At 39.3% G+C, this 12,229-nt stretch carries 10 protein-coding genes; 8 read left to right on the top strand and 2 right to left on the bottom strand.

Annotation, left to right across the window (positions count from 1 at the left end):
* The first annotated feature begins 40 nt into the window (after positions 1 to 40).
* The 3 genes from AC59HZ_RS20740 (at position 41) to AC59HZ_RS20730 (ending at position 4,572) form a co-directional block, all read left to right on the top strand.
* Positions 41 to 1,606, top strand: coding sequence for a flavin monoamine oxidase family protein (locus AC59HZ_RS20740; protein ID WP_496547678.1), 1,566 nt, complete (start codon positions 41 to 43; stop codon positions 1,604 to 1,606).
* A gap of 129 nt (positions 1,607 to 1,735) precedes the next feature.
* Positions 1,736 to 2,785 carry an LLM class flavin-dependent oxidoreductase gene (locus AC59HZ_RS20735; protein ID WP_496547677.1) on the top strand — a complete coding sequence of 350 codons (1,050 nt, stop codon included), beginning with the start codon at positions 1,736 to 1,738 and terminating at the stop codon, positions 2,783 to 2,785.
* 128 nt (positions 2,786 to 2,913) lie between these two features.
* Positions 2,914 to 4,572, top strand: coding sequence for an ATP-binding protein (locus AC59HZ_RS20730; protein WP_496547676.1), 1,659 nt, complete (start codon positions 2,914 to 2,916; stop codon positions 4,570 to 4,572).
* Positions 4,573 to 4,615: 43 nt separating this feature from the next.
* Here AC59HZ_RS20730 and AC59HZ_RS20725 read toward each other — a convergent pair whose 3' ends face one another.
* The gene (locus AC59HZ_RS20725) at positions 4,616 to 5,935 is read right to left on the bottom strand and encodes a hypothetical protein (RefSeq protein WP_496547675.1); all 1,320 of its coding nucleotides are present in this window, start codon (positions 5,933 to 5,935) and stop codon (positions 4,616 to 4,618) included.
* 279 nt (positions 5,936 to 6,214) lie between these two features.
* Here AC59HZ_RS20725 and AC59HZ_RS20720 point away from each other — a divergent pair, with 279 nt between their 5' ends.
* The 5 genes from AC59HZ_RS20720 (at position 6,215) to AC59HZ_RS20700 (ending at position 11,967) form a co-directional block, all read left to right on the top strand.
* On the top strand, positions 6,215 to 7,975 hold the full coding sequence (locus AC59HZ_RS20720; RefSeq protein WP_496547674.1) for a L,D-transpeptidase family protein: 1,761 nt from the start codon (positions 6,215 to 6,217) through the stop codon (positions 7,973 to 7,975).
* Between the two features lie 598 nt (positions 7,976 to 8,573).
* On the top strand, positions 8,574 to 8,714 hold the full coding sequence (locus AC59HZ_RS20715) for a hypothetical protein (RefSeq protein ID WP_496547673.1): 141 nt from the start codon (positions 8,574 to 8,576) through the stop codon (positions 8,712 to 8,714).
* Positions 8,715 to 8,767: 53 nt separating this feature from the next.
* Positions 8,768 to 8,968, top strand: a complete 201-nt coding sequence (locus AC59HZ_RS20710; RefSeq protein WP_496547672.1) for a hypothetical protein — start codon at positions 8,768 to 8,770, stop codon at positions 8,966 to 8,968.
* 1,183 nt (positions 8,969 to 10,151) lie between these two features.
* A complete protein-coding gene (locus tag AC59HZ_RS20705; protein ID WP_496547671.1) occupies positions 10,152 to 11,354 on the top strand; it encodes an Alp7A family actin-like protein in 1,203 nt (400 codons plus the stop codon).
* A 13-nt stretch (positions 11,355 to 11,367) separates the two neighbouring features.
* Entirely contained in the window at positions 11,368 to 11,967 is a 600-nt protein-coding gene (locus AC59HZ_RS20700) for a hypothetical protein (RefSeq protein WP_496547670.1), read from the top strand.
* Between the two features lie 38 nt (positions 11,968 to 12,005).
* Here AC59HZ_RS20700 and AC59HZ_RS20695 read toward each other — a convergent pair whose 3' ends face one another.
* The gene (locus tag AC59HZ_RS20695; protein ID WP_496547669.1) at positions 12,006 to 12,131 is read right to left on the bottom strand and encodes a DUF4023 domain-containing protein; all 126 of its coding nucleotides are present in this window, start codon (positions 12,129 to 12,131) and stop codon (positions 12,006 to 12,008) included.
* Between the last annotated feature and the right edge of the window lie 98 nt (positions 12,132 to 12,229).

The raw sequence follows: 12,229 nt of genomic DNA, 5'->3' as shown, positions 1-12,229 counted from the left end.
GATAGTTTATCAATCGATTTTGAATAGGGAGGGTAGGTTTTTGGCACGGACACCATTAGCAAGTATCCTGCAGAAATCCTTTGCGATGGCTAGTGCTGAACTAGAAAAACAAGCAAGCACTGGACAGGCAATCCGCAAAGAGGGTATTACATCACAAAAGGCTGCTCCAGAAACGGAAAAGAAGCAGGCTATTAAATATAACAGCGATGGAAAAAATAATCCGAAAATCGTTATTGTGGGGGGTGGATTGGCGGGTCTCACGGCAGCCTATCGGCTAAAGCAGGAAGGGATTCAAGCAACTGTTTATGAAGCGACAGACAGGGTTGGGGGACGATGTTGGACGAGAAGGGGCTTCTTCAAGGATGGTCAAATTGTTGAACGGGGCGGAGAATTAATCGATACGGGGCATAATGAGATTCAAGAGCTGGCAAAGGAATTTGGCTTGGAATTAGATCATTTAATCAAGTCAGAATCAATGGGCACGAACCCCTTTTACTTCTTTGACCAATCCTCTTACTCTTTTCAAGAAGTAACAAATGACTTTATGAGCATCTTGCCCAAATTGCAAAGGGATCTAGATGAAGTAGGTGAAACGACTCTTTATAATCGTTTTTCGAAACGTGGATATGAACTGGACCATATGTCAATTGTCGAGTATATCAATGAAATCGTGCCCGGCGGAATGGAATCGAGATTTGGGAAATTACTAGAGGTTGCCTATACCCTTGAATTTGGAGCGGATGCTAATTCTCAGAGCGCATTAAATCTCCTTTATTTGCTAGGATTTACTCAAAAAGATCAATTTCAAATGTATGGCGACTCTGATGAATGCTTTCATATTAGGGGTGGTAATGATCAGCTCCCCGCAATGCTCGCAAAAAGTTTAGATGATGGTCAAATTCAATTCCATTCCCAGCTGGTAAAGATTGAACAATTTGCTGAAAATGAAATCAAGCTCGTTTTTCGAAATGGCGAAAGGGATTGGGAAGTTGTGGCGGATAAAGTGATTCTAGCTATTCCTTTTAAAATTTTAAAAACAATAGATTTTGAGAATACCAGTTTTCGAAAGTTAAAAAAACTTGCAATTGAAGAGCTTGGAATGGGAGTCAATACGAAACTCCATACGCAATTTGTCGAACGGTTCTGGAATGGTATCGGCAATAATGGTGAGACTTTTACGGATACTGGTTATCAGCAGACGTTTGAGTCAACCAGGGCTCAGCAAGGTATTTCCGGCATATTGGTTAATTTTACAGGCGGTGAAACAGCGGCCAAGCAGTTTGCTTTAACTGAAGCGGAATTAAATGAGACTACGAAGCAATTTTTGGACAAGTTAAACCTTGTTTTGCCGGGAAGTGTCAGCAGTTGGAATGGCTTAGCGACTGTTGATCACTGGCTTAGCAATCAATGGACCAAGGGCTCTTATTCGTATTGGAAGGTTGGCCAATATACGAAGTTTGCCGGGATTATCGGGGAACGGGAAGGCAATATATTCTTTGCGGGTGAGCACACATCCATTCATTATGCTGGTTATTTAAACGGAGCAGTCGAGTCGGGAGAAAGGGCAGCGCGAGAAGTCATTGATGATATCTTTAATGAGGAATAATGAAGAAAAAGAGCATCAATTGCCTTGATTGATGCCTTTTACATAGACGGAGAGGGAATACTTGAATTTAACAAGATAAAGTCTCAAAATGAAGATATTATTTTTTGATGGAAATAGGGGGAACAGTCAATGGAGATAGGAATCAGTACGTTTGTAGAAACAACGCCGGATGTTCAAACTGGCGAAGTGATTAGTCATACCCAGCGAATCCGGGAAGTTGTCGAGGAAATTGTCCTTGCTGATCAGGTAGGGTTGGATGTTTTTGGTGTTGGTGAACACCATCGCGAAGATTTTGCGGCTTCTTCCCCGGCTGTGGTGCTTGCAGGAGCGGCATCACAGACAAAAAGGATTAGGCTGACAAGTGCGGTAACGGTGCTATCTTCAGCAGACCCGGTCCGTGTATTCCAAGATTTTGCTACGCTGGATGCCATTTCAAATGGACGAGCAGAAATTATGGCGGGACGCGGTTCGTTTATCGAATCCTTTCCATTGTTTGGTTATGATTTACAAAATTACGATGAACTGTTTGAAGAGAAGCTGGAGTTATTGTTGAAAATACGTGAATCTGAAAAAGTAACCTGGAGAGGCGGACACCGTCCGGCGATTAACAATCTGGGTGTGTATCCAAGACCAGTGCAAAATCCCCTTCCTGTTTGGATCGGCAGCGGCGGTAATACCCAATCAGTCATCCGGGCAGGAATGCTTGGTTTGCCGCTTGTTTTAGCCATTATTGGAGGCAGTCCAATTCAATTTGCGCCCCTTGTTAAGCTTTATAAGCGAGCGGCAGCACAAGCTGGACACGATGTATCTAAGCTGCCGGTTGCGTCGCATTCACATGGTTTTATTGCTGAAGATACCGAGACGGCAGCGGACAAATTTTTCCCTCCTACCCAGCAAGTCATGAACGTACTTGGACGGGAGCGTGGCTGGGGTAATTACAGCCGTGCGAGCTTTGATGCAGCACGTAGCTTTGAAGGAGCGCTGTACGTTGGTGATTCAGAGACAGTGGCAGAGAAAATTATTCACCTTCGTAAGAATGTAGGAGTTACTCGCTTTATGCTTCATGTACCGGTTGGGTCCATGCCGCATGCAGATGTTATGAAGGCAATTGAGCTGCTGGGGACAGAGGTTGCGCCGCGGGTTCGGGAAGAAATCTCACGGTGGGAAGCGGAACAGTAAGCCCTAGTTCGGGCAGATCATAGTCTTTTATCAATGTTCCAACAAACAGGAGCTAATTTAACAAAAATTTTTCTAATGTCAATTGTTAACAAAAGGATTCTCCTTCAGGGCTGTCGAATTTTCACCTTATGAAGCTTCTGAAAGGACTACTATCTATGTGCAAAAAGCATGTGAATGACTTACCATTTTATAGAAAAATTCTATTACTTTCTTTTCTTATTACATTTGTGGTAGTTGTTTCGACAGCGGGGTTTACTTTCTGCTATGAATCGAAACAGCTAACGAATCAGTTAACAGATCGGGCAAGAGGTGTTGCCAGTCTTTCGGGTGTCACGATCCCAGCTGAGGAAGTGGAAAAAGCAATCAACTCCCATGATCCTAAAGCTCCTTCCTTACAAAGGTTGAATTATTTAGTCGGCTTAATTCAAACAAGAAACGCAAAATATCTAGAAGGATATATCATGGAAGCAAAGATAGAAAAAGGGAATGAATTGGAATTTTTAGCCGTTTCAAAAGCAGACCAAACCAGTGAGATTAACAGCTTTAGCACGTATAAAGCAGGCACAGAATTTCTTAAAGCCTTCAAACGTGCCATTTCCGAAAAAAAGGTAACAAGCAGCGGTCATTACTATGATCGTTATGGTGGATGGATTACAGCCTTCCAGCCTATTTTAGATAACGATGGGAAAGTGATTGCAGTATTAGCAGTAGATGTTGATGCTTCGACCATTGATCACTTTAAACGGAAAATTGGAGTGTATTTATTATCTTCATTGTTAATTATCACAATGTTGGTTTATTTTATATTGAGATGGGGGCTAAGTAAAGTTTTGAAGCCCGTACATGAAATCATTTCAGGAATCGATGCAGTGAGTTCAGGTAATTTTGATGTTAAGGTTGGGATATCAAACCAGTCTGACATGGGGAAATTAGGAAAGAAATTTAACCATATGACCGCACAGTTGACGGAACTGTTTGAACGGCTTTCAGATACGTATAGAGAATTTGGCTCAATACCGGAAAATATCGGCAATGTCCATCGTGTGGAAGAAGCCATTTGTGAAATGGAAAAAATTATTGCTAAAACAAAAATCCAAAAGGAATTGCAGCGAGCTGAAAAAATGAATGCGATTGGGCAGCTTGCGGCCTCGGTTGCTCATGAAATCCGTAATCCAATGACGGTTGTGAGAGGTTTTTTGCAAATTTTTTTATCGCATGAACAATTAAGTGAAGCGGAATTGTCTTATATTCAATTAATGCTTGATGAGATAAACCGGGCTGAGAAAATTATTAATGAATATTTGTCTCTTGCAAAGCCGGCTCTCGATCATATTGAGATGGTAAATATAACGGATGTGGTCATAAAAGTATCTGATTTAATGAACACCTTTGCCTTTATGTCGAAAAACATTTCTTTGAAAACCAATTTGGATGAAGCAGTTCTTGTAAGAGGTAATAAAAGTGAATTAAAACAAGTGGTCATTAATATTGTCAAGAATGGTATTGAAGCCATGCGATCAGGCGGTATCTTATCCATTAACGTTAAGAGTTTTAAAACCTATGGATTAATAGAAATTAAAGATACCGGTATTGGCATGTCGGCTGAGGAAATGGAACGACTAGGGACAGCTTTTTATTCATTAAAGGAAAAAGGAACGGGTATCGGGCTAATGGTTTGTTATCAAATCGTGGAAAGAATGAAAGGCAGAATTGAAGTGGAAAGTGAAAAAGGGGAAGGAACGACCTTTAGGGTATACATTCCATTATGGGTAGAAGGAAATCTATAAAGCAAAGGCTGTCAGTTTCGACAGCCTTTGTATTTTCATTTTATTATTTTCTCCAGGCACCATCCGGTCCTAGTCTGTATTTTCCAATCCATGTATTATAAGCCATTACCCCGTTTGGATAGAGGTAATACCATTTGCCGCCTGTATAGATCCAGCCCGTTTGCATTGCGCCGCTTGCCGCTAAGAAATACCAATTGCTGCCCCATTTCAGCCAGCCTGTCTGCATTGCGCCGCTTCCAGTCAGGTAATACCAGGTATCCCCTAATTTAATCCAGCCTGTTTGCATTTCTCCATTAGAATTGAAATAGTACCATGGCCCATTAATTTTACTCCATCCCAATACTTTTTCCCCGGAAGGCAGATAATAAGACCATTTCCCATCAACTAAATCCCATCCCATTTTTACATTCAGCATGATTTGATCTTTGGTTGTGGCATTTTGTGCAATGTCTTGGGCAGTTAGAGAAACGATATAATTGTCCTTTTCTAAATTCGTTAATGGTACTGAGAAACTTCCATCATCTTTTAAATTAATAGAATTAGAATCGTAGATATCTCCGCTTTTATCCTTTATGACATAAGACAATTTTAAATATTTATTTACATCATAAGGTACTCCATATTGATTAGCTAGAGTCTTGTAATCTACGAATTTATCAACAATAATACCCGTTAACTTATAGGCTGCACCTATGGCAGTATGCTGGCTCGCGATGTTAATGACAGGCTTTGTCCTTTTCACAAAAAGCGGATAGAGATTCACTCCATGGCCGGAATCATCAACTTCGTCCGGAGTATGGGATTCAATTCTAAAAGCATAAAGTCCATCAGGTAATGACCGGTAATCTAAAATTTCAGGCTGATAATCAAAATATTGTCCATCAAATATCCCTGTTTGAATTCCGACTGGATCAAGGCCGTCCTTATAATAAACATCTCCCAGCAGACCGAACTCATCAAGTCCAGAACCAGGATTGAATAAATTATAGACATAGATAGTAGTTAAACTGCGTTCTACCTTATTTTGATATGTAATAACCGCTGTGTCCCCTCTCCCATCACCATCTGGAGAAATGGCACTATTACTGACAGAGAACATCTTAAATACATCATTTTCTTGGATTGGGTCTGTTGGAACGGGAGCGATTGGCAGCGGTCCCCCAATGATAGGCGGAAGCAGGGATGTGGTCACTCTTGCTAGAGGATTTTTGGCAGATCGTTCTTTAAGGATGGAAGACAGCGAGCGGCTTTCCTTAAGCCCATCAAGTTTAGATGCTGCAGACGCATCTGGTGCAAACAGAGGAAATACTAATGTCATAGATAATAAACTACTTAAAACCAAACGGGTTTTTCTCTTTTTCAAAGGACATCCTCCTTTTGAACTAAATATATGTAACTTTATCATGGTAAAGGGTAGGTGTAAATAAATACCATTCAACATATTTTTTAACGTAAATAGACATAGTTTGAAAAGATAGATGATGACTATTTTGTTAAAACATTATAGTCGAGAGACAAAAAGACTATTATTCTAATTTGTTAGAAAAATACTAAAATATTACAAGTTTTTCACCAAATTATGACAAAAACCTCTCGTTTGACATGTTATTGTAATAATAACTACAAAATTGGGGAGAGATATATGATAAAAAAATTATCGATTGTTTTTGTGTTCCTATTAAGTATCTTGTTATTTAACGGACAAGCAGACGCAGCAAGCTCTCAGTTGATCATTATTAACAAAAAGACTAACACTCTAGCATTTTATAATGAGGGCAAGTTAGTCAAAACCTTTAGTGTTGCAACAGGGAGATCAAGGGATTTAACTCCTGAAGGTACATTTAGAATTGTGAATAAGATTAAGAATCGTCCCTACTATACAAAAAATATTCCTGGGGGCGACCCGCGCAATCCGTTAGGTGACCGTTGGATGGGTCTAGAAGCAAGGGGTACATATGGTACAACTTATGGGATTCATGGAAATGCCAATGAAAGCTCTATTGGTAAATACGTAAGCTCGGGCTGCGTGCGGATGCATAATACAGAAATCCGCTGGCTGTTTGACCAAGTCCAATTATATACTACGGTAATCATTACTTACTCTAGCAGCAGCTTCGACGCAATTGCAAAAGCAAATGGTTTTCAAGTGAATACAGATGGCTGGGTGCTATCAGGTGGTAAATGGTCCTACTATGTTAAAGGGGTTGCCCAAAAAGGCTGGCAAAACATTAACACCAAATGGTACTATTTTGATGGTTCTAGTGTAATGAAAACCGGATGGTTATCCTATAATAGCCAGTGGTACTATTTGGATAATTCCGGAGCCATGAAAACGGGCTGGGTATTTGATAAAGCGAAATGGTATTATCTAGATAAATCGGGTGTCATGCAAACGGGCTGGCTAACATACGGAGGAAAGAAGTATTATCTTGAACAATCCGGTGTGATGAAAACAGGTTGGCTAAAATCAGGAAATGATTGGTATTACTTTATGCCTGACGGCGCAATGAGAACCGGCTGGGGATTAGTTAAAGAAACTTGGTATTACTTTGAAGGCAGCGGGATCATGAAAACCGGATGGTTAGATCTTGCAGGAAAAAAATACTACCTTAACAATGATGGCGCGATGGTAAAAGGATGGAAGGAAATTGAAGGCAAGTGGTACTACTTCAACAAAGACGGCCTGATGGCGGCCAATACGGTGGTTGAGGGTTATAAACTAGGTGCAGACGGTGCCTGGATCCAAGTTGAATATGTTGCTTTAGGTGATTCCTTAGCAGCAGGTATGACTCCACAGGGAGTAGATCGACCAGTGGCAAACGGAGTAGATCCGGATTGGGGATATCCAAATTATATTGCAGATAATTTTGCAAAATCAAAAGCTTATCAATTTCTTGATTTTGTTAACTTAGGGGTTTCAGGATATACAACTGATAATGTAATCACTCAATTAAGTAATCCAGATGTTCAAAAAGAAATAAAAGTAGCTACTCACGTTACCATTGATATTGGTGCGAATGACCTGCTTGCAGAGCTTCCAGCCATTCAGGCTGATCCAACTAAAGCACCAGCGGCAATTGGGACGGTTGCTGCTAAGATAAACGCAATTCTAGGCACAATTGATCAACTAAATCCGAATGTAAAAGTTTATGTAATGGGCTACTATAACCCATTCCCGTATGAACAGGATCCAAATAAGATTTCACAATTAAATCAATTATTAACAGCGTTTAATGGCCAAATTCAAGCACAGGCTGCAGCTCATGGCGATACATTTGTCCCAACTGCACAAGTGATTAATGTAGCCAATTTTGCAGAGTACCTGACAAATCCAACGAGCATCCACCTAAGCCTTGCTGGCTATCAAGTGGTGGCTGGGGAGTTTTGGAAAGCAATAGACTAATAGAAAAATAATTATATCAATTAACTAGGCACCCTCCACAACGGGTGTCTTTATTTTGTTGTGCATGTCGATACTAACTGGCGGTATTAATGGATTATGGTGTCCACTATAAAAATACTGCAGTTTAAAGATTACGACAGGCTGTATTGACCATCAACGCCCCAGTAGACAATGAAGAAGTGATAATTTTAGAACCTGCAAAAGATAATTGGCCTATTTGTTGGGATTTTGTTCAGTTATTGGAAAGCTTTGCGGCAACGGTAAAAGGATGAGAGCAGACAGAATAACGTTCGTTGTTTTCATAATGTAGATGGTGCTTTAGGTTTATTATTTTTTACGTAGACAAACACGTGTACTTGTTTACTTTGTTGTATGCACAATGTTTACAAATAAGTAAACAAGTAAACATTTCAGTAAACAAAATTGTAAACAAGTACACAAACACGTAGACATCTAGTAATGACGCTATGTATACAGATTTGTCCTATATGTTTACGAATTTGTATACTAAATCATTACGAACGTAAAGGTATATTTTTTGGTCGATTAATTCTACAATGGATTTTTTTAAATTGGTGTAAACAATTAAGTAATCCAGATGTTCAAAAAAGAAATAAAAGAAGCTACTCACGTTACAATTGATAGGGGTGCGAATGACCTGCTTGCAGCGATTCCAGCCATTCAGGCTGACCCAACAAAAGCACCGACAGCAATTGTGGGACGGTTGCTGCAAAGATAAACGTAATTCTAGGCACAGTTGATCAGCTGAATCCAAATGTAAAGGTTTATGTAATGGGCTGCTATAACCCATTCCCATATGCCCCACAAGCACAGGCTGCAGCTCTTGGTGATACATTCGTCCCAACTGTACAAGTGATAAATGTAGCCGAATTTGCAGTCTATCTGCCAAATCCATCGAACATCCACCTAAGCCTTGCTGGCTATCATGTAGTGGCTAGGGGGGTGGAAAGCGATAGACTAATAGAAAAATAATAATATCAATTAACAAGGCACCCATCACAACAAGAGTCTTTTTTTATTGTGCATATCGATACTAACTGGAGAAATGGAGGTATTAATGGATTATGGTGTCCACTATAAAAATACTGCAGTTTAATGATTAAGACAGGCTGTATTGGCCATCAACGCACCAGTAGCCAATAAAGAAGTGATAATTTTAGAACCTGCAAAAGATAATTAGTCTAGTTGTTGGGATTTTGTTCAGTTATTGGAAGCTTTGCGGTAACGGTAAAAGGATGAGAGTAGACAGAATAACGTTCCTTGCTTTCATAATGTAGATGGTGCTTTAGGTTTTTGATTTTAACGTATACAAACACGTTTACTTGTTTACCTTGTTGTATACATGGTGTTTACATAATTGTAAACAAGCATACATTTCAGTAAACGAAATTGTAAACAAGTACACAAAACCGTAGACAACTAGTAATGACGCTATGTATACAGGTTTGTCATATGCGTTTACGGATTTATATACTAAATCATTACGAACGTAAAGGTATATTTTTTGGGTCAATTAATACTACAATGGATTTTTAATTTTGGTGCAAATACAACCTGGAGTATCCATATGCGCAGATTTTAGGAGATCCCTTTTTAACAGGGTCACTCCCAATTGAGGAGAAATGGGAAGTAATCGATGGTAATCAGAATAGCCGGTGACACAGCGATTAATATGAATCAATTTCCTAACACGTTTTTTAGAAAGAATTTATGGCCCTTGATGAGCAATCATGAAGCTACACGAAAAGTATTTCTTGGTGTAAAATTTTACCGTAGTTAAAAAAAGAGTTGAACCACTTATATCCAAAGTACTAGTAGTCTAGTTTTTTCGAGGGGATTGCTCGTGAATACAAAAACGTTTACAAGTTTACATGTTTGTTTACGAAAAATGTGTACACGTAAACAGGAATGTAAACATGTTTACGAAATTGTATGCTTCCCGTGGTTTAGCAATGTATACACTATTGTAATCAATGTTTACATAAAAGTTTACATCTCTGCGATGTTTACAGAATGTTTACTTCTTTACACTTGTATTTCGTTTCTGTTGGACTATTGAAGAATCTATTAATCTCCTATAACCTAATAGTATGTACTAGTTTTACATATCTTAATTTTGAAACTAAATCTATTAACAAAAAAGGAATGATTGTATATGACAAAGTCCAGAATTGCTGCTATTGACGTAGGTAATGACTCCATAAAAGCTATTTTCGGGGAATTAGAGTATGAATTAAATGTTCCTAATATTATCGCAAGGGATACTGAGGATCGTCCCGTAATTGGGATAGAAGAACTTGATAATAAAAATCCATTAGACGGAATCCACGTTAAAATCCACTCCCCTGCCTTGAAAGAAAATAACGTAATCTATCGTGTCGGTAATTTAGCCACTAAGAGTAATAATGCTACCGAATTAGATCCGGGCAGCAGCAAGTCAGAAGAAGACCAAACCTTAATTATGCTATTTACAACATTAGCATTAGATGCAGTAAAAGATGATGCCACTTTCCTAAAAACAAAGAATGTCATTGATGCCAATTATACATTAGGCACTGGCCTCCCCCTTCGCGAAGTAAAGGAAGGAAAAGATGCCGGATATCGTTCGAAATTAATGGGCTCTGTCCATCAAGTTGAATTTCTAGTAACTCCAAAATACCAAGGCTTAAAGGTGAACCTTAAGTTCAGTGAAGTAAAGGTCTATCCAGAAGGATTTGCAGCTTACATTAACCTTGTGATGGATAATAACTTAAAAATTATCAATAAGGACTTAATTGATAGACGCATTCTCATTCAAGATATCGGCGGATTATCAACAGATATTGCGGTCATCAAAAATCGAAATGTTGATGATGATAAAGCCCAGGGCTTTAACCTTGGTGTTTCAGAATCATTGGAAGCCATTCGTGAGGAAATCAGAACGAAGCACGGCGTTGAACTGGATAGCCGCCGTGACGTAGTCGAAATCATCACACGAAAGAATGATCGGAACCACATTATGGTAAAAGGAAGCAGAACAAGTGTCCATGATATTACTGATCGAATTCTGCTTGATCTAGCCAAAAAACAGTATCGTTTATTACGAAATGTATGGTCAAAGAACTCACAAACGGAAATCTGCTACTTTGTTGGCGGCGGGGCCCACGTATTGAAGGATTATATTAAAACATTAAATAATAATCTCGACGGATATAATCTGGAATTCTTTGAAGACGATAAAGAAAGTATTTGGATGATGGCAAATGCCTATTATAAACTCGTCATGGATTTTGCCAGAAAAACGGAGAAACAAAACCAAAACCAAAACCAAAACCAAAACCAAAACATTGTTAAACAACCACAACCTGTAAAAAGATAAATAAGGTGATGAGATGAAAAAGGCTGCGACCAATGAATTAACACGGGGCCAGGCAATATCCTTCCGGGTCCCTTCCGATACACCTGACCATATTGTCAAGCATCTTCAAAAATTGAAGGAAACCGAGCGCAGAAATTTTTCAAGTAAAATTGCGGAATTCGTCATGCAGGGAATCAGCAGTTCGGTTTCACGTGAAAAAGAAACCATTACGATTCCCCTCCCCCAGAGGCTAACGAAAGCACAGCGGGATTGGCTAAAGCATGAGCACTCAGAGGCAATGCTTGGGAGTATCCTTTTTCAACTGATCTCTGACCCAGTTCGTGCAACCTCCCTTTTGGCTTCTTTAAATAGTAAATCTTTGGATATAGATGAGGCTTTATACCTTCAGGAGAAAGTATTTCCTGAGGAACTTTCTGTTAGCTATCGAGAGGTGTCTGCCGGGATTGGGGAGGATGTCACTATTGATCTAAATGATTTGGATGACGATTTAGATGGGTTTGATTGGGATAGGGTCGAAAGAGTGCAGCCGACCACTACGGAAGTGGTTGAGGGTGAAGGAGAAGATGAAGTAGAGGACCTGCTTGGCGGGTTTTTGGCTAATATGAATAAATAAGAAAACAAGCCATGATGGAATGTCATGGCTTGTTTCAATTAATGACTATGGTTCGGTAATTTTTTTGCAGGGCGATTATCACCTTGATGTTCTTTATTTTTCTTGTCCTTTTCCTGCTTTTCACGCAAATCCTCTACAAACTCATGTGTACTTTTATTATCCATTCCGCAACCCTCCTTACGTTTAGAACAATGGTTAATGTAACCATTCTGCTATAAAAACATACAATTTCTCCCCTCCTAGGCAGATATTGGATTTAAAA

The sequence above is a fragment of the Neobacillus sp. DZ-9 genome (assembly GCF_059587065.1).
The sequence above is the reverse complement of the archived record's forward strand: the minus strand, read 5'-3'. Positions and strand labels throughout refer to the sequence as shown.